The organism is Lachnoclostridium sp. Marseille-P6806, from assembly GCF_964238185.1.
GTDB lineage: Bacteria > Bacillota > Clostridia > Lachnospirales > Lachnospiraceae > Brotaphodocola.
In genome coordinates this window covers 15,246-39,489 of the sequence record NZ_CAXSLG010000007.1, presented here as the reverse complement: position 1 = coordinate 39,489, position 24,244 = coordinate 15,246, and the positions used below count along the sequence as shown (strand labels likewise).

Annotated in this window: 17 protein-coding genes; 4 read left to right on the top strand and 13 right to left on the bottom strand. The window is 43.0% G+C overall.

Going from position 1 to position 24,244, the window contains the following annotated elements:
• Nucleotides 1-16: 16 nt before the first annotated feature.
• The 3 genes from ACESON_RS10090 to ACESON_RS10080 all read right to left on the bottom strand — a co-directional run bounded on the left by ACESON_RS10090 (nt 17) and on the right by ACESON_RS10080 (nt 6,056).
• Nucleotides 17-4,159, bottom strand: coding sequence for a hypothetical protein (locus ACESON_RS10090; RefSeq protein WP_373109643.1), 4,143 nt, complete (start codon nt 4,157-4,159; stop codon nt 17-19).
• A 70-nt stretch (nt 4,160-4,229) separates the two neighbouring features.
• The gene (locus ACESON_RS10085) at nt 4,230-4,700 is read right to left on the bottom strand and encodes a hypothetical protein (RefSeq protein WP_373109641.1); all 471 of its coding nucleotides are present in this window, start codon (nt 4,698-4,700) and stop codon (nt 4,230-4,232) included.
• Between the two features lie 144 nt (nt 4,701-4,844).
• The gene (locus tag ACESON_RS10080; protein WP_373109640.1) at nt 4,845-6,056 is read right to left on the bottom strand and encodes a BTAD domain-containing putative transcriptional regulator; all 1,212 of its coding nucleotides are present in this window, start codon (nt 6,054-6,056) and stop codon (nt 4,845-4,847) included.
• A 352-nt stretch (nt 6,057-6,408) separates the two neighbouring features.
• On the opposite strand from ACESON_RS10080, the gene ACESON_RS10075 reads away from it, so the two are divergent.
• Together ACESON_RS10075 and ACESON_RS10070 are read left to right on the top strand one after the other, a co-directional pair.
• Complete coding sequence (locus ACESON_RS10075; protein ID WP_177958958.1) at nt 6,409-7,149, top strand: response regulator; 741 nt, start codon at nt 6,409-6,411, stop codon at nt 7,147-7,149.
• A 74-nt stretch (nt 7,150-7,223) separates the two neighbouring features.
• Nucleotides 7,224-8,555, top strand: coding sequence for an ATP-binding protein (locus ACESON_RS10070; RefSeq protein WP_373109639.1), 1,332 nt, complete (start codon nt 7,224-7,226; stop codon nt 8,553-8,555).
• A gap of 223 nt (nt 8,556-8,778) precedes the next feature.
• On the opposite strand, the gene adhE is transcribed toward ACESON_RS10070, so the two are convergent.
• From adhE to ACESON_RS10045, 5 genes are all read right to left on the bottom strand, one after another.
• Nucleotides 8,779-11,391: a bifunctional acetaldehyde-CoA/alcohol dehydrogenase gene (gene adhE, locus ACESON_RS10065; protein WP_177276417.1), complete on the bottom strand. Its 2,613-nt coding sequence runs from the start codon at nt 11,389-11,391 to the stop codon at nt 8,779-8,781.
• Nucleotides 11,392-11,755: 364 nt separating this feature from the next.
• Nucleotides 11,756-11,995, bottom strand: coding sequence for a helix-turn-helix domain-containing protein (locus tag ACESON_RS10060; RefSeq protein WP_177276418.1), 240 nt, complete (start codon nt 11,993-11,995; stop codon nt 11,756-11,758).
• Between the two features lie 714 nt (nt 11,996-12,709).
• Nucleotides 12,710-13,234: a DUF4446 family protein gene (locus ACESON_RS10055; RefSeq protein ID WP_177276419.1), complete on the bottom strand. Its 525-nt coding sequence runs from the start codon at nt 13,232-13,234 to the stop codon at nt 12,710-12,712.
• A gap of 30 nt (nt 13,235-13,264) precedes the next feature.
• On the bottom strand, nt 13,265-14,236 hold the full coding sequence (locus ACESON_RS10050) for a ParB/RepB/Spo0J family partition protein (protein WP_373109829.1): 972 nt from the start codon (nt 14,234-14,236) through the stop codon (nt 13,265-13,267).
• A gap of 248 nt (nt 14,237-14,484) precedes the next feature.
• Complete coding sequence (locus ACESON_RS10045; RefSeq protein WP_177958955.1) at nt 14,485-15,252, bottom strand: AAA family ATPase; 768 nt, start codon at nt 15,250-15,252, stop codon at nt 14,485-14,487.
• 318 nt (nt 15,253-15,570) lie between these two features.
• Here ACESON_RS10045 and ACESON_RS10040 point away from each other — a divergent pair, with 318 nt between their 5' ends.
• The gene (locus tag ACESON_RS10040; protein WP_177276422.1) at nt 15,571-16,521 is read left to right on the top strand and encodes an alpha/beta fold hydrolase; all 951 of its coding nucleotides are present in this window, start codon (nt 15,571-15,573) and stop codon (nt 16,519-16,521) included.
• Between the two features lie 293 nt (nt 16,522-16,814).
• Nucleotides 16,815-17,183 carry a VOC family protein gene (locus ACESON_RS10035; RefSeq protein WP_177276423.1) on the top strand — a complete coding sequence of 123 codons (369 nt, stop codon included), beginning with the start codon at nt 16,815-16,817 and terminating at the stop codon, nt 17,181-17,183.
• Between the two features lie 309 nt (nt 17,184-17,492).
• Here ACESON_RS10035 and ACESON_RS10030 read toward each other — a convergent pair whose 3' ends face one another.
• From ACESON_RS10030 to jag, 5 genes are all read right to left on the bottom strand, one after another.
• Nucleotides 17,493-17,897: an SRPBCC family protein gene (locus ACESON_RS10030; protein WP_373109636.1), complete on the bottom strand. Its 405-nt coding sequence runs from the start codon at nt 17,895-17,897 to the stop codon at nt 17,493-17,495.
• A gap of 718 nt (nt 17,898-18,615) precedes the next feature.
• Nucleotides 18,616-19,350 (bottom strand): 16S rRNA (guanine(527)-N(7))-methyltransferase RsmG, encoded by a 735-nt coding sequence (gene rsmG, locus ACESON_RS10025; protein ID WP_373109634.1) that lies wholly within the window; start codon nt 19,348-19,350, stop codon nt 18,616-18,618.
• Nucleotides 19,351-19,685: 335 nt separating this feature from the next.
• Nucleotides 19,686-21,584, bottom strand: coding sequence for a tRNA uridine-5-carboxymethylaminomethyl(34) synthesis enzyme MnmG (gene mnmG, locus ACESON_RS10020; protein WP_373109632.1), 1,899 nt, complete (start codon nt 21,582-21,584; stop codon nt 19,686-19,688).
• Nucleotides 21,585-21,605: 21 nt separating this feature from the next.
• Nucleotides 21,606-22,994 (bottom strand): tRNA uridine-5-carboxymethylaminomethyl(34) synthesis GTPase MnmE, encoded by a 1,389-nt coding sequence (gene mnmE / locus ACESON_RS10015; RefSeq protein WP_177958127.1) that lies wholly within the window; start codon nt 22,992-22,994, stop codon nt 21,606-21,608.
• A 72-nt stretch (nt 22,995-23,066) separates the two neighbouring features.
• On the bottom strand, nt 23,067-24,230 hold the full coding sequence (gene jag / locus ACESON_RS10010; RefSeq protein WP_373109630.1) for an RNA-binding cell elongation regulator Jag/EloR: 1,164 nt from the start codon (nt 24,228-24,230) through the stop codon (nt 23,067-23,069).
• Nucleotides 24,231-24,244 lie beyond the last annotated feature (14 nt).

Sequence of the window (24,244 nt, the reverse complement as noted above, 5' to 3'; positions counted from 1 at the left end):
AGCAGAACTCTCCTTTTTAGTCATCGTCCCGGGATTTCTTCACCCGCTTTCTGCTTCGGCCAAATCCTGTCAGACCGATGGCTGCCATAGCAAGCATCATCAGATAGGGCAGGTTGTCCGTGAAGATTCCGGTCGGCACTATCAGAGGTTTGTTATTCTTAAAAATAACTTTTTTACTCTGTGAGCCTGTTTCATATGTATAACTTCTGGATTCCTGGAAATTTCCATTTTCATCTGTACTGTAAAAGGTTCTGTACCATTCTGCACTGTAATCAGTCTCCTCTATGAGAATACTTTGATCTGTAGGAAGACCGGTTATCATAATGTCTTCATTGTGCTTTAAGGTAAATTTTCCATCAGCCGGTATGATTCCTGTTGTTCCATCGGATTTTTCGTAATGCCAACCTCCGCTTGGATTTTGATTTGCATTCTTTATTACAAATTCAAAAGCCTTATCCCGATCTCCCAGCTGTCCGTCTACAACCTTCTTAACAGTCAAATCTCTAACATTCTTTTTATTGGTTACTCTAATGCTTACAACAGGAGAAGTCCCCAGTTCTTTTCCTTCTTTTGCAATTACGCAAATTGAATCTGTGTCGCTCTCCACCTGTTCCGCCGGAGAACTCTCGTCCAGCGTATAGACCGGCGCAAAATAATCAGCGCCCGGAGGATTCTCCGTAATTTCTATTTTGGTTCCTCCTACCAGTCCTTTAATTACTGCATGTTCTCCTGCTTTCAGGACAATGTTTCCGTTTTCGGCGCTCTTTACTGTTTCATAGATTTCCGTATCATTCTGATACCAGATGTATTTGCCGCTGTACGGAACACCTCCCAGCTTCACATGAATTGTATAGCTGTCATCAGAGAGCTGTCCATCTGCCATTTTCTTTTCAATTTTCAGATTGAACTGATTTTCTGTTACTACCTTGTTGTTGAATTCGATATACGGATTCTCGCTTACCAGCATATCGTCTGTCTGGGCAGCAAATCCTTCTCCGGAAGTACTTCCGCTAGGGATAATGTTTCCGTTCTCATCTACGACATCAACTCTCACTCCGTCAATGGAAACCTCGTATTTGTCGCTGGTCGCTCCGATTTCCTGAACGTAAAATCTGCTGGTATCAAGAATTGCTTCATCGTCCAGCTGTGCTGATTGATTATGCTTCAAGTGAATAATTCCATCCTCCGCAATTCCTTCTGAAATCGGCACATTCGGTTTGGTAATATCGTAAATATAGTAATGACCTCGATATACTTCGTAATTTCCGTCCTCTCCGTCATAATCAATAAATGTTTTAAACGTAAAGTCCAGATCCTCCGCATATTGGACATTGGCATACTCCAGGTTTTTCTTAAAGTTAATTGTTCCGGTAGGAATGGTCTGAAGATTAAATTTAATCTTACAGTTTGAATCTCCGCGTCCGCGTTCCAGATAGAAAAACTTAAAGGTATGATCCGTATAATCCTTAAATATCCGCTTGCCGTTTTGAATCTGGAAATTCTCATTCAGCCACTGGCTTGATTTTCCAGCGGCTTTCATAATAGAATACAGATCCTCTGCCTCCCATCTGTCTCCTTTTCCGTTGTTATCAACCTGAACCTCGCCTGTTGCAAAGTTAATATGACCTGCTGCTGAAGCGTGCAACGCACCTAAGTCCAGAACAAGAACATCATCAATGAATACCCATACGTCATCATCACCGTCAAATTCAAAGACCATGTCATCCTGTGTGATGGTTCCATCTGGTTTTGTCCAGACAGCCTGACCTTTCTTGGGCTGAATAAATTTTGCTTCTACTGTCATTCCGAACAGGTAGTCTTCACCCTTTGTTATCTCTCCGTCAGCATTCATATCATTAAACGGCAGAAATTTTGCCTTAGACTCTGTCGGCTTATTATATACGGTAAAATCGTCGGTATCCCTGTTATATTTTGCAAAATTCTCAGCAGCATTATAGTAATAATATCCGCTGTCATCATATTCAGACTGCAAAAAGATGCTTCCTGTATCTGCATAAGACTCCACAGCCTTGTTGTTATATGGATTAAACAGATAGCTCAAACTTCGGTTTGCTGCGTTTTTTGAGGTTAATTTAGGATAACCATTAGAAAGCTGATCCTCAACTACGTTCTGGATAACACCGTAAATATAGTGATTCCATTTATAGTCTTCTGTGTTTCCATAGCCAGTATCAACGAAATGAAATACTCCATCTCTGAAATTAACATCTCTTGCATTGTAGTTAAACAGGTTTACCTGCATCTTTCCCGTAATGTCTACGGTTTCAACTGTCTTTGCTGGTGTTGTATCTACTTTTTCATATACAATATAGATATCTTTCTCAAGACTTTTTTCTCTCTCATCATCATCTGGCTTCCTGCTTTCGTTGCTGTATCTCCACCCCCTACGTGAACTGTAATAGCAAATCCATTTAAGTTCCGCTCCCTGCCAGCTTCCTACATGAGCGCTCTGGAAACGATATCCATCTATCTCCTTTACAAACTCACCGGCTATGGTTTCTATGCTTGTCCAGGTCTGGTAGTCTACTTCATGTTTTCCTAAATTGACACTGGAGGCACCCTTTACCGGCTGGCCATTGGTATCAACCAGATGTACTTTTTTGCTGTTTATTCTATAGGTTATGGTAAAATACGAGAACCCGTCCACCACAAACGCCGTCTCAACCACAGCTGCCTCGCCGTCTGTCTCAATGACCTTCAGTGTTCCCGGCTCTGTGTCAACCGTATCCATAATCGTCTCGACCGGGCTTTCCGAATCCGCCTCTTCGATGATCGCATCATCAAGGATTTCTTCGTCAAGTGGAACTGCATCTGCGCTCAGGCTCATAAGAGACATGGTCATAGGCTCTGCTGCCGGAATCTCTGTCGCGGCATCCTCAGTCTCCAAAGCTGCTGCTTCTTCTACAGTCACTGCCTTTGCCACAGTCTCTATCCGGATGCCCTGATCCGTTTCTGCGTGATGCTGAACCTTTAACGTTCCCACATCTACATCATCCGGAAGAAGATTTGCATCCATTCTGATCTTGACCTGAACCTCGCTTCCAGGTTCCGGTTCTATCTCTTCGTCATTCAGCCAGAAGCCAATGTCCAAAGCCATCATTCCACCGTATTCCTCATTGGCTTCGTCCAGGGCATTCTTTGCGTCCTGATATTCATTTCCATCTTCTGTCAGATATCTGGCTCTCAGCTCAGCGCCCTCAGGAAGGGTTCCTCTCTTGGCTGTCACATCTACCAGAATATTTTCCGCGCCGTCTACCGGCATACTGTAACGGGTCAGAGCGTTGGAATCTGTAGCAATCAGAGCCATATCATCCAGTCCCAGTTCTCCGGCTGTCGTAAGGAAACCGACTGCCGTTCCCTCCTTCACACTGGTCAGCTCATAAAGCTCGCCTTCCAGCTCGTCTGCCGGTTTTTCCTCTGGAGCCTCTGTTTCCGGTTCTTCACTGTCAGAGGGCGTTGCTGTCATTCCATTAGAAGGTGTTGCTGTTTCAGCTGCCTCGCCTGTTTTTGTTGTATCAATCACAGGAGATGGTGATGTTATCAGCTCTGCATCCGACTTTACATTTACCGGTATCACGAATTCTGGAGTATGCTTTTCGTCAACTGCAACGATGGCTTTCTGATCCCCATCTGAATGATTCGTAACCAGCAGCATCAGCTCTTCTGAGCCGTCTACTACATAATCATCCTGTTCGCTTCCAACCAGTTCGCTTTCTTCGATTCTGGCAAAAACTCTCAGCTCTGCCTGATTTCCCTTTTTCCCATTTTCCAGCTTTAATTCATAATAATCTCCCGGCTCCAGGAAAAAGTCTTCATATTCTTCTCTGTTCCCGCCTGTGAATTCCACATCTGCCCGCGCGTCTCCGGCAATCGCATTCTGCAGAGCCTCATACAGTTCTTCTCCCGTCGTCTGGAAACGATGAAGCTCACTTCCGTTGGACGGCGTTGCTGCATTGACTGTGTTGCTGGGAGTTGCCAGACCGCTTTCTCCGGAAACAATCACATTGGATGCATTTGCAATACTGCCTGCATTTCCCATAACCATACTGGCACAAAGCATTGCCGCACAGAACCGTTTTCCCTTATGACTCCAAAAATGCTGAGTTTTTCTTTTTATTTCGTTTATGTGATTCTGCATCCTGGAATTTTCTCCCATTGTCTGTTATCCCTCCCTCTTCTTTATTTTTGTATCTTTCAGTCTTTCTGTTTTAATCATTTTCCAATTCCTCCCCTTCCTTACTGTCCAACGCACTGTCGATCAGCTTCAGAAGCTCCAGCGCACTGCGAAAGCTCTGGCGTTCATTTTTTTCTGCCCAGATGACGTCTCCCTGCCAGGTTGCATTCTGCCGGTACCTGACATGTACGACAAAGGTTCCCTTTCCTCCATTTTTATTGTGTAAACGTGATGCATCCATTTGAAGTTCGACCCCTTTCCCCTGTACTTCTCCGGCAACGGGTTTCTTTGTTGAAAAGGAACGGCTGTCTGTAGAACTCTGTGGAAAATTCCACTGATTAAACAGATTTTCTATCGACCGTACCATCTCCATGGTTCCTTGAAAGGACAGCGGCTCATCTGAATATTGATGCCAAATCCGTCCAGTATATTCTCCATTATTTCCCCCATCGATTCCAATACAAATCAGATTGGGTGCATACAGATTGTAAACGACTGTCCCCATTTTTCTCACCTCTTATATATGACACTTTACCAGACAGATTATTAAAGAAACTCTTAAAAAATATTAAATTTTTAAAAAATGTATAAAAAAACAGATAAGCGCTTTTTTGCACTTACCTGCTCTTCATCTGTCTTATATTTCTTTTTAAATATCTTTTAAATCTGCCAGCGACGCCACTGTATAGCTGATGGAAGCCTTGGTTTGAATCTTCTCCCTCAGCCGGTTTTTGATTCTCTGGTATACAATCTCACAATTCTCTTTATTGGTTCCAACCAGCATAATCAGATACTGAGACTGGTTATATCTGGTAAAGGTATCTCCTTCTCTCAAACATCCGCAAATCACCTGCTCCAGATCCGCTGAGCGAAGCTTCAGCTTTTCCTGATTCTGGATCGGCTTCCCCTCATAATCGCTCAGAGTACAAAGCATCAGGTAAATGGATTTTCCCAGACGTTCCATATTTCTTCTTGAAACATGGCAGATCTCAGTGAAGGTCCGGTAATCGCAGAAATATGCTCCCCGCCTGCGTTCCTCCTTCTTTTCACTCAATTCCCGTTTAATAAATTCCATATCTCCCGGCAGCGCATGGGAACTCTGGCTGATCTTCTCATAACATTCCAGCATCTCCGGTGTAGGATCCAGTCCCATTTCATCTGAATACAGCTGAACCATCTGATGATAAATCTCCAGAGCTCTCTCATTTTCTCCTTTTGCTAAAAGAGCATCAATCTGATCCAGCTGCCAATTTTCATAAGGAAACAGCCTGACAGCCTTTTCGTACAATGCTTCCAGTTCTGCATCCTTTCCGTTTCGTTTGAAATAATCTGCCAGTCTCTGAACACAGGTATCAAAAATCATCTTCAGCTGCAGATTCTCCTCAATAACCCATATCTCCGTGGAAATATCAGGAAGCAGTTCTCCCTTATACAGAGCCAACGCCTGCTTATAATAACAGGCGCTTTTCTCTTCATTCAATTCTCTGTCCCCGGCTTCCGCCAGCTCCACAAAACTCTGAACATCGGTTCTTACTGGAATCTCTGTTCCCGCCATATAATCTCCCTCTATACGAATAATATAATTGCAGTCTGGCAGTCCCGCTGCCGGAAGCTGTTTTTTTACCTGATGGAGGAGATTGTTGATGCTGTTATTGGCGTCCGCCACTTCTCTTCGGTCATACAACGCGTCAATCAGCTCTTTTTTAGAAATTCTTCTTTCTCCCCTGAGCCAAATCAACTGCAGAAGCTGGATAAATTTTAAGGTATTTTTCCTTCCTATCAGAATCTCTTTTCCCTGATAGGTAACAGAAAAACCTCCAAGCATACAGACCTCCAACACTGTCTGTTTTTGGAATTCCATTTTATCCCCCCCCGAAAAAATATAGTACACCAGCAGGAATTCTCTATTGATTGTCAAAAAAACGCCAATGAAATGTGTAATTCTCCATTCGCATTCAGTCACAAAAATAGAATAACATAAAATGCGCAGAAATGCCATAAATTCTGCACTTTTTATGTACATTTTATTGCTTTTTTATCTTTTTTTTAATATAATCAATCATTCCTTCCCTGAAGTTATTATATTGGTTTTTCCTATAAAAAACAATCCGTTTGGCACGAACATACATTTTCTGGCCTCGAAAAGACAAAGAGAATACTGGAACTCCCCCATATTTTTATGATAAAATAAAACAGAAAAGGACGTGATTCTCATGAAAATTGCCATCGTAGATGATGAGCAGAGTTGCATAGAACAAATGAAAATTCTCTGCCAGGATTTTGAAACCAGAACCGGCGAACCGACAGAGCTTACCTGCTTTTTGGGAGGAGCTGAGTTTCTGAACACATTTCAGCCTGGCGTTTATCAGATTGTTTTTATGGATATTTTTATGAAAGGGATTAATGGCATTGACACGGCCAGAAAGCTGCGGGAAATCGATCACGCCTGTCTTCTGGTTTTCCTCACTTTCTCCAGTGATTTTATGCCTGATGCCTTTTCTTTTCATGCCTTTGATTATATTACCAAGCCTTTTTCTGAGAGACGGCTCTTTCAGGTCCTGGATGATGCCCAGAAACATTTTCCAAAGCAGACGCCCTGTATCAACATTGTCAGCGGCCGGCAGACGATTCCTCTTCTGCTGTCTGATATTGTGTCTGTGGTAAATGATGCCCATTATCTGGATATTTGCACAAAGGACGGAAAACATCTGCGCAGCCGTATGACTGCTGAAAATTTTCTTCGGCTTACCGGTCATGATCCGCGTTTTCTGTCAGTTAACCGGGGAATTCTTGTCAATGCAGATTATATACATGCCCTTACAAAGAAAGCCTGCATTCTGACTGACGGCACAAGCTTTCCTGTTCGCGTCCGGGACAGCCAGAAGCTGGAAAATGCGCTTCGCCAATACCATTTCTCCTGGCTTCGCAGCGAACATCATCACAGGCACACCTGAGTTTTTCTCCGCATTCCTGCAAAACAGACATTTTCCGAAAAATTTCTTCTTACATTATAAAGGAGGATCCTACCATGAATTTTCTGGCAAGTTTTGTTCAATTTCTTGTTCTGATTCCTGCTGCTCTCCTGTGCTATCTTCCCATGAAAACCAAGCTGCGCTATTCTCCCGCCCGCACAGCAGGACTTTTTGGACTCGTATATCTATTTTTCATTCCTGCTGCCGCATGGATTCTGACGTTTTTTCATATTGGTGCCAATGCAGTCATGTTTCCAGTTATTGCTATATTCTTTCTGTTTTACTGGAAAACGCTGAACGTGTCTCTTTCCAAGGCACTTGCTGTTTATATCCTCAACTGCTCCCTGTTGTCCTTTTGTTACCTCTATTCTATTGCCTTTAGCGCCTGGTTCCATCCCTATGGAACGTATCTGGATGTTTTTCTTGATACTGTTTTGTTTCAGCTTTTTGCCTCTCTTTTTTTAACGCTGATTCTTTCTTTTTCTTTCAGCAAAAAACTTGCCCACCTGATCGAATGTCTGGACATTGAGCACATCTGGTATATTACCCTGCCTGTTTCCGGCTTCTTTCTTTTGTTTAATATCCAGTGTATTCCTCATTCCTACGAAACCCTGCATGTCAACCGCGTTTTTTTCATATTCCTGATCTGTATCACGCTGCTCCTGGGGCTTCTCCTGTTTCTCTGCGTTCTTTTCTATCATACGGTTACTCTTTTAATCGACTCCTTTCGCCAGCAGGAACGGACGCATTTTCTTGAAATCCAGGCGGAACAGTACAACATCCTTTATAACCATATGGAGCAGACGCGGCACCTGCGCCACGATTTTAAGCATTCTGTCCACGCGCTTTCTGTCCTGGCAAACAGCGGAGACGTGGAAAATCTGAAGAAATATTTAGCAGACTATGAACAGCAGGTGCTGACGCTGGACAAGCTGCGCCCCTTCTGCAAAAACGCAGTACTCAATGCCTTGTTTCATCACTATTATGCCATGGCGCAGTCGGCAGAAATCCGTACAGAATGGCACATTTCCATTCCTGATCCTCTGACAATTTCCACTCTGGATCTGTCCAGTCTGATGGGAAATATTCTGGAAAATGCCATTGCGGGATGCCGGACAGTTCCGGAAAAAGAGCGATATTTCATTCTGACTATTGAAATTCTGGAACAAAACAGTCTGTATATCGTCTCTTCCAACAGCTCTGACGGAAACCTGAAAAAGGAATCCGGCATTTACCAGACTACCAAAAGCCAGCTAAACAGTCAGACACAGAGGGAACATGGAATCGGCCTGTATTCCATCCGAACACTGGCTGAAAAATACAATGGTATGTCGCAGTTTTCTTATGATAACGGACAATTTTGTGTAGATGTAGTTTTAAAGCTGTGAAAAGAAGCTCGCGAGCGAGCTTCTCCGCCTGCGGCGGGTTGCTTCTGCAACAAAATTCTCTGCCGCCGCATGGCGATCCTCGCGGAGCGTTTTTATGTCATAGGATGCTCTTTCCTATGACATAAAAAAGAGACTGGATGGGAGTCTCCGCTATCTTCGGTTTCTCCGCATTCAGTCTCTGATTTTGTTTTATTGTATTTTATTATATTTTTCTGTATTTCTCTTATTTTCCGTAGTAAGCTCTCAGATACATTTCCTTGATTTCGCTCATCAGCGGATATCTCGGGTTTGCGCCTGTGCACTGGTCATCAAATGCCTGCTCTACCATTGCATCCAGAGTATCCAGGAAGTACTTCTCATCTACGCCGTACTCAGCGATGGTTTTCTTTACGCCTACAGCAGCCTTCAGCTCTTCGATCTTATCGATCAGCTTCTTAACAGCTTCTTCGTCATTTGCAGCCTGAATACCTACAAAACGTGCGCACTCAGCGTATCTTGCTCTGGTATGCGGATACTGATACTGAGAGAAGGTTCCCATCTTTCTCGGGCACTCAGCAGCGTTAAACTCTACTACCAGGGAAATTAACAGTGCGTTTGCAATACCATGAGGCAGGTGATGGAATGCGCCCAGCTTGTGAGCCATGGAATGACATACACCCAGGAATGCATTTGCAAATGCCATACCAGCCATGCAGGAAGCGTCAGCCATTTTGCTTCTTGCCTCTACATTGCTGCCGTCGCTGTAAGCGGTGGGCAGGTATTCAAATACGTTCTTCATTGCCTTCAGAGCCAGACCATCTGTGTAGTCAGTTGCCATAACAGAAGCATAAGCCTCCAGAGCATGAGTCAGAACGTCTACGCCAGATGCGCTGGTCAGTCCCTTAGGCTGGCTCATCATATTGTCAGTATCTACGATTGCCATATTCGGCAGAAGCTGATAGTCAGCCAGCGGATATTTCACGCCAGTCTCCTGATCTGTAATAACAGCAAACGGAGTTACCTCAGAACCTGTACCGGAAGAAGTCGGAACTGCTACAAAGTAAGCCTTCTCACCCATCTTCGGGAAGGTGTATACACGTTTCCGGATATCGATGAAGCGCATTGCCATATCCTGGAAATCTACTTCCGGATGCTCGTACATTACCCACATGATCTTACCTGCATCCATTGCGGAACCGCCGCCCAGTGCGATAATTACATCTGGCTGGAAAGCAGTCATAGCCTTTGCACCAGCCTGTGCATTTGCCAGGGTCGGATCCGGCTGAACATCAGAGAAGCACTGGTAAACAATACCCATCTCGTCCAGCTTGTCAGTAATCGGCTTGGTGTAGCCATTCATATATAAGAAGGAGTCTGTTACAATAAATGCTCTCTTCTTGTGCATAACAGTGCCCAGCTCATCCAGGGCTACCGGCAGACAGCCCTTCTTAAAGTATACCTTCTCCGGTGCGCGGAACCACAGCATATTCTCTCTCCTCTCAGCAACAGTCTTAATGTTCAGCAGATGCTTCACGCCTACGTTCTCAGATACAGAGTTGCCGCCCCAGGAGCCGCAGCCCAGCGTCAGAGACGGAGCCAGCTTGAAGTTGTACAGATCACCGATACCGCCGTGAGAAGAAGGAGTATTAATCAGGATACGGCAGGTTTTCATTGCTTCTGCGTGCTTCATAATCTTTTCCTGCTCATTTACGTTAACGTACAGGGAAGCAGTATGTCCGTAACCGCCGTCTGCAACCAGACGCTCAGCCTTTACGATTGCCTCGTCAAAGGTCTCAGCCTTGTACATAGCCAGTACCGGAGACAGCTTCTCATGAGCAAATTCCTCGCTGATATCTACAGACTCAACCTCACCGATCAGAATCTTGGTATCAACCGGAACCTCAACGCCAGCCAGCTGTGCAATCTTATAAGCGCTCTGTCCTACAATCTTTGCATTCAGAGAACCATTGATCAGAATGGTCTTTCTTACCTTATCCAGCTCTTCCGGCTTCAGGAAGTAGCAACCGCGGTATGCGAATTCTTTCTTTACTTCATCATAAACAGATGCCAGGACAGTTACAGACTGCTCAGAAGCACAAATCATACCGTTATCAAAGGTTTTGGAATGAATAATGGAGTTTACTGCCATCTTAATATCAGCAGTGTCGTCCAGAATAACCGGGGTATTTCCTGCGCCTACGCCCAGCGCCGGTTTTCCGGAAGAATAAGCTGCCTTAACCATACCCGGGCCGCCGGTTGCCAGAATAATATCTGCATCCTTCATAACTGTGTTGGTCAGCTCCAGAGACGGTACGTCAATCCATCCGATAATTCCCTCCGGTGCGCCAGCCTTAACAGCTGCATCCAGAACAACCTTTGCTGCTGCAATGGTAGATTCTTTTGCACGGGGATGTGGGGAAATAATAATTGCATTTCTTGTTTTCAGGCAAATCAGAGTTTTGAAAATAGCAGTGGAGGTCGGGTTTGTAGTAGGAATAACTGCTGCTACCAGACCGATAGGCTCTGCAATTTTCTTGATTCCGTACGCCTTATCTTCTTCTACCACACCGCAGGTTTTGGTGTTCTTGTAAGCATTGTAAATATACTCTGCTGCATAGTTATTTTTAATAACCTTATCTTCTACAACACCCATGCCGGTCTCGGCCACTGCCATCTTAGCCAGCGGGATTCTCATTTTGTTGGCTGCAGATGCTGCCTCGTAGAAAATTTTATCGACCTGCTCCTGAGTAAAGGTAGCAAAAATCTTCTGAGCCTCACGCATTGCCTGCATCTTTACTTCCAGAGCTTCTACATTGTCAATGATTTCGGGAACTGCAATTGTCTGCTTCTCTGCCATTGTCACTTATCCTCCATAAAATAATGATAAAAGTAATGATATCCTAAAAGTTTTTTCTGTTTCCTATATTCAAGTCCGACATAAAATATCTCATTTAAAAGTCGATATTTTTTTAACAATGTCACTATAAGCATTATACTTGCTCGTTAAATAATTGTCAATGAAATGATATCTAATTTTTAAACTTTTTTTCATTCTTTTATATGCAAAATGTATAAAACCCTGATTTTGTTTTCATGAATTACCGCGGTGAAGAGTGAAATTTTTTAAATAGAATACGAAATAATGATATTATGAATCTGTCAGATTTTCTTCTAAGGGCTCCCTGGCCTGGTTTACGTTGTTCCTTCTTTCTTCTGATAAATTATTCATCCGGCTCCAGATCATCAAAAATATCAGAATCATAAAACTCGCGAATCGTTACGCCAAGACCATCTGCTATTCTGTTGATATTAACGATTCCCGGATTCTTGCTTTTTCCATTTACAATACTTTTATAAGTTGACGCAGGAATCCCGGCCTTATAGGTAACGGAATATCCACTCAGCTTTTTTTCCTTACATAATTCTGTAATTCTATAGCTTGTTGCTTCACTTATCGTCATCAGAAGAATCCTCCTTATTATGGACTAGTTTAGTCGAATTTTGGAAGATCTTAGGGCGATATATCGCCCTACCAGTGATGATTTTGTAATTTTTATTTTATTTTCTTACAGTCCATAAATGGAGTATACTTTCTGTTCTGGGAAAGTCGCAATTCCGGTGCGTAGCGCCTATTCTCGCATGGGCTTTTATTATTAGTCTTTCTTGTTGGGGTTTTCTTGTCGGGCTTTTCTTGTTAAGGTTTTCTTAATTGAGTTTTTCTTGTTAGGTTTTTCTTGTTGGAGTTTTATTGTTGGGGTTTTCTTGTTGGGCTTTCTTGTTGAGCTTTTATCTCGTAGTTCTTTTATATTTCGTAGTCCTTTTATTTCATGGTTCTTTTATTTCATAGGCCAAACTTCTTTTATAAAACAACGAAGAGGAACATTCTTCAAATGCCCCCCCTCATTGATATCGTCCTATTTTCTTTTTTTATTTGCAGCCACACGCACGTTTCTCTTATCCTGCTCGCCTTTATGTTCCTCTCTCTTTCACTTCAAACTGTCTATGGTTTTGATGTCCGCTCTTTTTCAATTCAGGGCTGCCTGCGCTTTTGGTGTTTGCTCTCTTCCACCTCAATGCTGCCTGTGCTTTGGTGTCTTCTCTCTTCCACTTCAAGACTGCCTGTGCTTTGGTATCTGCTATCCTCCAGGCTATTTGCCCTGCGCTTTTTTGCTGTCTTACTGAGCAGCTATATTCTTTTCCTTATAGCCTAAGGCCTGTTCCAGCGCCATTTTTTCTTCATTACCAAGGGCAACATCTGTCTGACCTCTATCTACATCTTTAATATAGAGATAACACCCTTCTCTGCTGTGAACAGAGTTAATCACAAAACCTGTATTTGTATAATCCAGTAATGCCAGAGCAAAGCTCAAATTTCCGCCCATTCCTTTAAACGCATTGTATTTTACAATACCCATTTTTTGAAAAGACGCTCTGGAATTCTTATTAGCTGTGCGAATAGAATCTTTATTGGCCCGATCCTGAGATTTCAGATCAATAATATCCTCCATCTGTTTTATGATCATTTCCTCCATTGATTCCGCATCTTTCCCTCTCATAAAATAATCATACCGCCGGTATAACTTTTTTATCTTAACTATACACACAATAACAACGACCAGCAGTATCAATGTGATAGCCGACTGGGCAATGATAAGATAGACGGGATCAAATCCCAGGTTATTCAAAATACTTCCTTCCATCTTTGTTCACTCCTGTCTTTTGCATATCCCTTACCGGATGGATTCAATCAATTCTACAATACGCTCCAGCTCCGACTCCGAATAATACTCAATTTCAATTTTTCCTTTTGATTTATCCTTTCGGCTAATATTTACCTTCGTACCCATAACCGTTTTCATCCGTTCTTCCAGATCCCGAAATACCAGCTCAAGCGCTTCATCTACCTGTTTTTCTTTTTTCGGTTTCTTTTCTTTTCCCATCAGCTTTACAGCCTTTTCTACTTCACGAACGCTCATTTTATTCTGTTCAATCTTATGAGCCAGTTCAATCTGCAGCTTGGGATCTTCTAAAGACAAAAGCGCTCTTGCATGTCCGCTGGAAAGACGGTTTTCAACCAGCATCTGCTGTACCTCTTTTGCAAGATTCAGCAATCTCAGGCTATTAGTAATCGTTGTTCTGCTTTTGGATACTCTCTCCGCAATTTCTTCCTGCTTCAAATTAAATTCCTGAATCAGCTGTTGATATGCCATAGCCTCTTCAATCGGGTTCAAATCTTCTCTCTGAACATTTTCGATCAACGCGATTTCCATGGTCTGCTGCGGATCATATTCCCGGACTACCACAGGAACCTCCTTCAAATCTGCCATCTTGGCAGCTCTCCAGCGACGTTCCCCTGCAATAATTTCAAATCCATTTTCTCTCTTCTGTACCAGAAGCGGCTGCAGTACACCATACCGCTTCATGGAATCTGCCAGCTGCTGAAGCTGTTCCTCATCGAAATTTTTTCTTGGCTGGGAACGATTTGGCTCAATCTTGGAAAGCTTCACATAAATTTCGCCATGCGTTTCTTCCCCTTTTTCAGATGCCGAAATCTGTTTCTCGATCGCCTGCTGTTCAAGTGAAAAATCTAAAACAGATGCTCTGTCAACAGAACCATCTGATAATGTTTCACGTGAAACATCTGGCTGTGTTTTTGGTTCCAGCTTCTCTACTTCACCAGATAAGCTCTGGGTCTGAGACATCTTCTCCTCTGCCACTTTCTTCTGTACAACTTTTTCAGAAGTGGAATCTTGATTCTTCTCATTGGATTTCACATTGGATGTTGATGTATGTTTCCTTCCTCGAGAAACTCTTTCTTCTTCGCTGTCAGAGTTTTCGTGAGAATGGCTGCCTCTCTTATCCATAACAACTTCCTCAACAACATCTTCTCCAAACAAAGCTCCAAGTCCTCTTCCCAATCCTTTTCCAAGTCCTCTCTTTGCCTGTGCCATTATACCTCTCCTCTGCTGATCACTTCTGCTGCTAACATTCTGTAACTTTCTGCTCCCGTTGATCGAGTATCATAAAGATTGATCGGCATTCCATGGCTGGGTGCCTCTGCCAAACGAACATTCCGCGGAATAATTGTTTTGTAAATAGTTCTGTTTAAATGCTTCTTTACATTTTCAACCACCTGCAGAGAAAGATTGGTTCTCGCATCGTACATGGTGAACACAACTCCCTCTAACTCCAGCTTCGGATTCAGTTTTTTCTTCACCAAATCAATAGTCTGAAGAATCTGTGTCAATCCTTCAAGAGCATAGTACTCGCACTGAATCGGAACAAGAACAGTATCAGATGCTGTCAGTGCATTGATTGTGAGAAGACTCAGAGAAGGAGGACAATCGATAATGATAAAATCATAATTATCTTTTACCTTTTCCAGTTCCGCTCTCAGCAGTGATTCCTTATTTGCCACATCAAGGAGTTCAATCTCAGCTCCTGCCAGATTTACGTCAGATGGAAGGACATCCAGATTTTCCTGAACCTCCTTCACGATACACTCATCCAACTGACATTCATCCATCAGCAGCTCGTAAACAGTTTTATCCATATATCCCTTTTCAAAACCAAGGCCACTGGTGGCATTTCCCTGCGGATCAAAATCCACAGCAAGTACCTTCTGTCCAGCCTCTGCTAAACAGGCGGACAAATTAATGGCTGTTGTAGTTTTCCCTACTCCACCCTTTTGATTTGCAATTGCTATTATTCTTCCCATATTCTTTCCTTTATTCTTGGTAACTATCCAGAAGCGGAGATAAACCTGACCGATTGTCTAAAAACAGGAAATGCGCTTTTTTGAACAGCTACTATAGTATAGTAATATCTGTATTGGTATTAAGTATAACATACTTTTCCATCTTTTCCTATGTATATCAGAAAATTATTCTCATGAAATTTTCGTAAAATCCCCATAAATTATTCAGCAGTACGTCAACTTTTCCTCGTTTCTCGTTGTATATGACGCAAAATTGTATTATACTAATAGGAAAAGACTGAGCTTTTTGCAGCTCAATATTGTTCAGGGGAGGTATTTATGCGTACCAAAAACAAGCTTTTCACCTTACTCCTTATTTCTGCCGGAACAACCGCATCGATTGCTGCAATCAATAAATGCATAAAGATTTCAGCTATTTCAAAAAATTTACTTTCTGAGCCCAAATCCCTATGTTATAAATGGCGATTGGGAAACATCCACTATACAAAAACAGGAAGTGGAAAACCACTGCTTTTGATCCATGATATTCATGCTGCAGCCAGTGGACATGAGTGGAGTCAATTAGTACCGTTGCTTCAAGAGCATTATACGGTTTACACCATAGATTTGCTGGGATGTGGTCGATCAGAAAAAATAAACATGACTTATACCAATTATCTGTATGTACAGCTGATTTCAGATTTCATTAAATCTGTTATTGGCCATCGGACAAATGTTATTGCTTCTGGAGAATCTGCTTCTATCCCTGTTATGGCCTGTGCAAGTGATCCGGATTTATTCGATCAGATTATGCTTATCAATCCGCTTAGAATTCTGGATTGCAGCCTGATTCCCGGCAAGCTGGCAAAAATGTATAAATTTATGGTTGAACTGCCTGTGATCGGAACACTGCTCTATCATATCGCAGCCAGCAAACATATCATTGCAGAAGAAGTATGCTCCCACGGATTTTATAATCCATTTTCCGTAAAACCCAAACTGATAGACAGCTACTATGAAGCAGCCCATTTAGGCAATGCTCCCAAGGCCATTTACGCCAGTTCTAAATGTAATTACACCAAATGCAACATTACCAATGCGATTCGGAAGATCGATAATAGTCTCTATATCATTGGCGGCTCTGCTGTTTCCGATATCGAGACACGGCTGGATGAATATAAAGACTGCAATCCTGCTATAGAAACTGCTATTATCCCAGAAACAAAAGGTCTTCCTCATTTGGAATCTCCAGAAAAAGTGCTGCATCTTGTAGAAACATTCTTTACGTAAAAGTCGTAAAACTATTTTGCAGCAGATTTTTATAACAAACATCAAATTTCAAAATGTTTCACGTGAAACATTTTAAATAAGTTTATGATGCATCTCTATGAAACCTTTAAACCTGTACTGCGTAATTCGTTTTACAACAAGCTGCTAATCCTGTCATTTGGCATCCGCACTGCACTTCCATAGCTGCTGAGGGTTTATCTTTCATAGGAATGATTTTTCATAATGAAAAACGTAACTATTCAGAACAGTTATAAAAAACAATCATTTAATCAAACGCAAAGAGAGGTTCGCTTATGACAACATTTAATCATTTTAATTTTAATGTTCTTGATCTGGAAAAAAGCCTGAAATTCTACAAAGATTCTTTGAATTTAGAGCCAGTAAGAGAAAAAGTGGCTGAAGACGGTTCCTTTAAACTGGTTTATTTAGGCGATGGAAGCAGCGACTTTACCCTGGAATTAACCTGGCTTCGCGATCGAACCGAGCCATATAATTTAGGAGAATGCGAATTTCATCTCGCCTTTAAAACAGATGAATACGATCGTCTCCATCAGCTCCACAAAGATCAGGGAGTCATTTGCTTTGAAAACGAAAAAATGGGAATCTATTTTATCCTGGATCCAGACGGATACTGGATCGAAATCGTGCCGGACAGACACTAATTTGATTCTTCTACTGCTTTAATTATATAGGTAAAATCTACCTACCCAGCAAAGATTCAGAGAAAAGACTTTTGTTTTCATATGAGTCTTTTCTCTGAATTTTCATAGTGCAGGCGCTTGACACCCCTTAAAGAATCAACCACGAAACCATCTATACTTTCCGCTGTATTTCATTTTTTCAAATCCGTTCTTCTGTTTTTACCCTGAAATACATACCAAATTTTAAAATTAAATATAACTATTCAGGACGAGGCATCTTCTTATTCGGCTTTGCCGGAAAAGGAAACACCCCGTCCTGAACAGTTACAATTAAATCCTCTTCAAATCTTCCACGATTTTTTCTAAATCCTGCTGTAAGTAAACCCGCTCAGACACACTTTTCCCAATCGGTCTTGTAGAGAGCCTTTTTGATGTTACACTTTCCGTTATTTCAATCTCTGTTTCATTTCCCCTGGAATCAAGCAAAAACTCCCGATATCCTGTCATGCTATCGTTTTCCAAACATAACTTCAAGCACGTTAACGGAACCGACTTTTCGATGGTAAAAATCGTTTTATATCCCTCTCGATTGCTCTCTTTAAAACATTTTTCATCGATCATTTCTATTTCACTCGCATCTGCTCTCCACTCAGGATATTTTTCAAATGCCGACAATTTTCCCCAGATTACATAAGCTTCTTTTGGGATCACGATATTTTCCTTTCTTGTTGTCATACATATGCTCTCCTTTCCGATTATTTTTTGCCCTGCGTTCCTATTACTAATTCTATCGTAACTGTTCAGGACGAATCATCTTCCTGTCCGGCAAAGCCGAACAAGAAGCACCGGAGATTCCTCCGATGCGAGAACTGGCAGGAAAATCTGTATCAAATTTGCTTGTAAGCGGATTTTTCCGACAGCTCTCCCCCTATCCTGAATGGTTGCGTTTTATCATATTCTAATAGGTTTTACTACTCTGAATCTGTCCCCTATAACAGCTTGCGGCAGCTCCTCCCTCTCGCTTTCCCCTTCCTCTTTTTCCTATTATTCCCTTTTTTCTGCCTTTCTCTCATTTATGTATATACATTTTTACATAATATTTATACATTTTAATATGCGTTATTTTTGAATATTTATTCTGTATATTCATTCATGCCATGCATCTTTTTTTAATATAATACATAGCCAGACTTCGCGCCACGCTTTATATTTCAAATGTTCCACGTGAAACATTACAGTTTTCTCGTAAAACTCACAATATCATCACACCTTTTTAACAAGGAAGCTTATCTGCGTCAAATCTTTTTCCCAAACAAAATTCCTTTTTACAGTAATGCATCTACAGGATTAGCATTTTCTTTTATTTGCAAGAAAGAAAAAAGAGTGCATTCCAGCGCGAAACTCCGTGCCAGAAAACACTCTTCCTTTTCATTTTTTATTTTGTAAAAAGCAATTACATCTTGATTGGTTCCTTTGATGGAACGCCCGCTTTTCTAGGATATTTCTTCGGTGTTGCCGAAATCTTTTTAATTTTCACCAGGGTACGTTCTGCATCTGCGCCGATCAAAGAAAAATGAATTACATTTTCCACCGTGCCTCCCATACTTTCAATAGCTTTCGTTCCTTCCTTCAGCTCCTCTTCAATTTTTCCAGATTTATACGGAAGAAAAGCGCCGCCAATCTTCACAAAGGGAAGACAATATTCCGACAAAGTTGCTGTATTTGCTACTGCTCTGGAAACACAGTAATCGAATTTCTCTCTATATTTTGGATTTTTCCCAAAATCTTCTGCTCTTCCATGAATCATCTCCACTTCAGAAAGCCCTAAAGCGCTGCACACTTCCTTCAAAAAATTGATCCGTTTGTTCAGAGAGTCCAAGAGAGTGATTTTCAATCCAGGAAAAGCAATTTTCAGAGGAATTCCTGGAAATCCCGCTCCTGTTCCCACATCGATCACCTTTTTACTGCAAGTTTCCAGATCCTTTTCTGACTTTACAATACACAAGCTATCAACAAAATGCTTGGTAATCACCTCTTCCATTTCTGTGATCGCTGTAAGATTCATTACTTTATTCCACTCTACCAGCATTTCATAATACTGATAAAACTGTTCTAACTGCCGATCACTCAGAGTTATCCCAAGCTCCTCCGTTTCGCATCTCATCCTGTCCACAAATTTCTGTTCCATAATCCACCTTCTCTCTATCCCGAATTTCCATATATTCAGGATTCATATTCCAAAAAAGCACTTCCATTTACACATAAAAACAACGCTTCAGAAGACGTCTGATGTCTCAGTAGAAGTCATCTGACGTCTTCTGCATGTATCTCTTGTTATCTGCTCACATCGCATCTGCATCTTCCCGTTTTCCATCCAGGACAACCATCAGAAAATTATATTGTTATTTTATTGTCAATATGTATACATCCGTATTTTATTTGTATATTTATTCTTTTTCTTGTATTTTTCTTTTGTTTTTGATTCTTTCCGGGGTAACTATTCAGGAAATATAAGCAAAATACTTATATTTCCTGTCCTCTCTGCCCGTGGCGCATCTGTTCCAGATGAACCAGCAAAACAGAAATATCAGCCGGAGATACGCCGGAAATTCTCGATGCCTGTCCAATCGATGAGGGCTTATACAGATTCAGCTTCTGTACTGCCTCCCTCCGCAGACTCTTCACTGTACTGTAATCAAAATCAATATCCAGCTTTTTATTTTCCAGCTTTTTAAACTGAGTCACTTGCTGCTGCTGGCGTTTTAAATATCCCTCATATTTCATATTGATATTCACCTGCTCTGCAGTATCCGCCGGAAGCTGTGGTCTTGTTTTGTCAATTTCTGCCAGAGAAAAATAATCCAGCTCCGGTCTGCGCACCAGCTCTGCCATAGTTGCTCCTGTTTTCAGAAGCGTGCTGCCGTGGCGCTCTAAAAATTCCTGAACCTTTGGGCTGGCCCCTACCGTTGTCTTCTCCAGACGCTCTGTCTCCGCTTCAATATCCCGCTGTTTCTGTAGAACCCGCTCATAATCCTCATCACTGACAAGGCCAATTTCATGGCCAATCTCCCGCAGTCTGAGATCCGCATTATCCTGCCGGAGCAAAAGCCGGTATTCTGCCCGGGAAGTCATCATCCGGTATGGCTCATGATTTTCCTTTGTTACCAGATCATCGATCAGCACTCCAATATAGGCCTGAGAGCGATCCAGAACATAGGGTTCCCGTCCCAGAACCTTCATAGACGCATTTACGCCTGCCATAAAGCCCTGAACAGCCGCCTCCTCATATCCGGAGCTTCCGTTGAACTGACCGCCGCTGAACAGCCCCTGAATCGCCTTAAACTCCAGGGTAGGCTTCAGCTGTCTGGAATTAATGCAGTCATACTCAATGGCATAGGCATTGCGGACAATCTTTACATTCTCCAGCCCGGGAACTGTCCGGTACATAGCATACTGAACATCCTCCGGAAGAGAACTGGACATTCCCCCCAGATACATTTCATTGGTATACAAACCCTCCGGCTCTACAAAGACCTGATGCCGGTTTTTATCCGGAAACTTCACAACCTTATCTTCAATAGACGGACAGTACCGGGGGCCGGTTCCCTCAATCGCACCGGAAAACAGAGGAGAGCGATCCAGATTGGCACGGATAATCTGGTGTGTTTCCTCATTGGTGTAGGTCAGCCAGCAGGAAACCTGATCCTTCTGAACAGACTCTGGATCCGTTGAAAACGAAAACGGAACCACCCGCTCATCTCCAAACTGCTCTTCCATTTTTGAAAAATCAATGCTGCGCCGATCCACACGAGCCGGAGTCCCTGTTTTAAAACGGTACATTTCAATCCCGTTTTTCACCAGGGACTCTGTCAGATAATTGGCAGCCTGCAGGCCATTCGGCCCTGTATACATACTTACATCGCCATAAATGCATCTGGCCTTCAAATAAGTTCCTGTAGCCAGAATCACAGCCTTAGCGTGGTAAACAGCCCCGGAAAAGGTTTTTACCCCCTTAATTTGCCCATGCTCTGCCATAATTTCTGTAACCTCAGCCTGACGGATTGTCAGGTGATCCGTATTTTCCAGAGTACAGCGCATCTGGCGGGTATATTCCTGCTTGTCCGCCTGAGCACGGAGTGAATGAACCGCCGGCCCCTTAGACTGGTTTAACATTTTTGACTGAATAAATGTTTTATCAATATTTTTTCCCATTTCACCCCCAAGGGCATCCAGCTCCCTCACCAGATGTCCCTTTGAGCTTCCGCCAATATTGGGATTGCAGGGCATCAGCGCAATACTGTCTACGCTGACCGTAAACATGATGGTTTCCAGCCCCAATCTGGCACAGGCCAGAGCCGCCTCACAGCCCGCATGGCCTGCGCCTACCACCACAATATCATAAGTCTCTTCCACATTCGGCATGACCAACAACCTCTTTTCCATTTATTTTCCCGTGCAGAACCGGCTGAAAATCTCATTCACCAGATCGTCCTCCACCGCTTCTCCGATAATTGTGCCCAGCTTCTCATAGGCATCCATCAAATCAATGGTGAGAAAATCCTCCGGCATCTGATTTTCTATGCTCTGCTTTACCATTTTCAGACTCTCCAAAGCGCCTGACAGGGCTGTTTTATGACGCACATTGGTAATCATCACCTCGTCATTAAACTTCAGATCCCCTTCATAAAACATCTCTTTTATTTTATTTTCCAGCTGATCGATCCCTGTTTCCTCTCTGGCTGACACGGCAACCACATCCAGCCCCGTTTTTTCTGACAGCTCCTTCTCGGAAATCACAGTCTTCAAATCTGTTTTATTCAGAAGAACCACTGCTTTTCTGTCCCGGATCAGATTCATAATCAAATCATCATTTTCATCTAAGGGTCTGGAGCCGTCCACCACATAAATAATCAAGTCTGCCTGATCCGCCATCTGTCTTGCTCTGGATACTCCAATCTGCTCTACAATATCCTCTGTTTCCCGAATTCCTGCCGTATCGATCACATTCAGAGTAATTCCGTGAAGCCGAATCTGCTCCTCCAGAATGTCGCGGGTTGTTCCGGCAATATCCGTTACAATCGCCCTCTCTTCTCCCACCAGAACATTCATCAGAGAAGATTTCCCCGCATTGGGTTTTCCGAGAATTACCGTTTTGATCCCTTCTGTGACAATTTTTCCATTGTCAGCAGAGCGAACCATAGATTCCATCTGATCGATCATAGGATTCAGCTTCTCCATCAGCTCATCCTCATAGCCTTCCAGAGAAATATGCTCCGGATCATCCAGGGCAGATTCAATAAATGCAATCTGATACAGAATATCCTCTCTCAGCTTCCGGATTTTTCTGGAAAGGGATCCCTTCAGCTGACTGACTGAGCTTTTCATGGCATAGTCATTTTTTGAATGAATCACATCCATCACAGCCTCTGCCTGTGACAGATCGATCCGTCCGTTTAAAAATGCCCGTTTTGTAAATTCTCCCGGCTCTGCCGGACGGGCTCCATATTTGATTACTGTCTCCAGTATTTTTTTCATTACCAGGACACCGCCGTGGCAGTCAATTTCCACTGTGTCTTCCGCTGTATAACTGTGGGGTCCCCGCATGGCTATCACAAGAACCTCATCTAAAATTTCCTCTCCGTCCTTTATCATACCATAATGAACCCGATGAGAGGGAGCTTTTCTCAAATCAAAATTCTTCTTTTTACTTTCAAATATTTCATTTACAATCGAAAATGCATCGCTGCCGCTGACTCTCACAATTCCGATCCCGGAACTGCTCATGGCTGTGGCAACTGCTGCAATCGTATCTGAGCTTCTGTCCTTCAGCATATTTCACCTCTCAATAACAAAGGGGCATCCGGTGGTGGTCAAACCACTACCAGACACCCCCGTTTTCTAATTTTACTCCTGTACAGTTCCTGTCTCTGCAGGCTCTGTGCTGGCTTCTGTCACAGACTCAGCCTTTTCCTGAGTTTTCTGTGCTGTCTTATCATAAGTTTTCTCACCGTGGCTTCTGTCGCTGCGGCGAGAACCGTAACGCTCCTTACGGCTGCCGCTGTAGCTGTCCTTCTTCAGGGAAATCACTACATGGCGGAAGGGATCCTCGCCCTCACTGCGGGTCACCACATACCGATCATTCTGAAGGGCAGAGTGGATAATCCGTCTTTCGTAGGGATTCATCGGCTCTAAGGATACCGGATGCTTGGTTCTCTTTACCTTATAGGAAATATTTCTCGCCAGTGTCTCCAGAGTTTCTTTCCGTCTCTCCCGGTAATTCTCTGTATCCAGCTTTACGCGCAGATAACCTTCCGTTTCTTTGTTGACTACAAGGCTTACCAGATACTGGAGAGAATCCAGAGTCTGTCCTCTTTTGCCAATGAGAATACCCATATCGTCGCCGTTCATCATCACCTGGAGTTCTCTCTCACCGGCATTGTAAACAGTGTCAATGGTCACTTCCATTCCCATAGCGCCGAATACCTGAAGCAGGAAATCCTTTGCTGCCTTTTTCACAGCCTCTTCATTTACCTTTCCTGCTGGTTTTTCCTTTGGAAGCTTTTCCTCCGGCTCTGCCTCTGCACTTCTGACAGGCTTTCCGGAAGTCTCCTGTCTGGGAGCTGCCTCCTTTTTGCCTTCTCTACGCTGGAATTCCTTTTTCTCCCGCTTTTCCGGTCTGCCGCCTGATTTCTCAGAACGTTCCTCACAGTTTGCAGAAGCTGCTGTTTCTTTTGTTTCAGATGCTGCAGAAGCCTTCTGGGCCGCCTCTCTGGCCGCTTTCTCCTCCGCAGCCTTTGCTGCCTTCTCAGCAGCGGCTTTTTCTGCTGCGGCCTTCGCTGCTGCTTTTTCGGCAGCGGCTTTTTCTGCCGCAATTTTTCTTTCCTCTTCCTCACTCATAACCCGCGCACGAATTACACAGGGCTTTGCCCCAATAAATCCCAAAAAGCCGGAACTTTCTTTCTGTACGACTTCGTACTGCAGATGATCGCTCGTTGTCTGTAATTCAATGAGAGCTTTTGTAATTGCTTCATCCAATGTTTTTGCAGATACTGTAATCTTATCGTCCATCGTTTCCTGCCCCC

Coding starts and splice junctions, on each gene's coding strand:
- ACESON_RS10060 (WP_177276418.1), bottom strand. CDS start 11,995: ATGACGATAAGTGAAGCAACAAGCTATAGAATTACAGAATTATGTAAG.
- mnmG (WP_373109632.1), bottom strand. CDS start 21,584: ATGCCGAATGTGGAAGAGACTTATGATATTGTGGTGGTAGGCGCAGGC.
- ACESON_RS10080 (WP_373109640.1), bottom strand. CDS start 6,056: ATGGAATTCCAAAAACAGACAGTGTTGGAGGTCTGTATGCTTGGAGGT.
- rsmG (WP_373109634.1), bottom strand. CDS start 19,350: ATGGAACAGAAATTTGTGGACAGGATGAGATGCGAAACGGAGGAGCTT.
- ACESON_RS10085 (WP_373109641.1), bottom strand. CDS start 4,700: ATGGGGACAGTCGTTTACAATCTGTATGCACCCAATCTGATTTGTATT.
- ACESON_RS10030 (WP_373109636.1), bottom strand. CDS start 17,897: ATGACAACAAGAAAGGAAAATATCGTGATCCCAAAAGAAGCTTATGTA.
- ACESON_RS10035 (WP_177276423.1), top strand. CDS start 16,815: ATGACAACATTTAATCATTTTAATTTTAATGTTCTTGATCTGGAAAAA.
- ACESON_RS10090 (WP_373109643.1), bottom strand. CDS start 4,159: ATGCAGAATCACATAAACGAAATAAAAAGAAAAACTCAGCATTTTTGG.
- ACESON_RS10075 (WP_177958958.1), top strand. CDS start 6,409: ATGAAAATTGCCATCGTAGATGATGAGCAGAGTTGCATAGAACAAATG.
- ACESON_RS10070 (WP_373109639.1), top strand. CDS start 7,224: ATGAATTTTCTGGCAAGTTTTGTTCAATTTCTTGTTCTGATTCCTGCT.
- ACESON_RS10050 (WP_373109829.1), bottom strand. CDS start 14,236: ATGTCTCAGACCCAGAGCTTATCTGGTGAAGTAGAGAAGCTGGAACCA.
- mnmE (WP_177958127.1), bottom strand. CDS start 22,994: ATGCTGAAGGACAGAAGCTCAGATACGATTGCAGCAGTTGCCACAGCC.
- adhE (WP_177276417.1), bottom strand. CDS start 11,391: ATGGCAGAGAAGCAGACAATTGCAGTTCCCGAAATCATTGACAATGTA.
- ACESON_RS10045 (WP_177958955.1), bottom strand. CDS start 15,252: ATGGGAAGAATAATAGCAATTGCAAATCAAAAGGGTGGAGTAGGGAAA.
- ACESON_RS10055 (WP_177276419.1), bottom strand. CDS start 13,234: ATGGAAGGAAGTATTTTGAATAACCTGGGATTTGATCCCGTCTATCTT.
- jag (WP_373109630.1), bottom strand. CDS start 24,230: ATGGACGATAAGATTACAGTATCTGCAAAAACATTGGATGAAGCAATT.
- ACESON_RS10040 (WP_177276422.1), top strand. CDS start 15,571: ATGCGTACCAAAAACAAGCTTTTCACCTTACTCCTTATTTCTGCCGGA.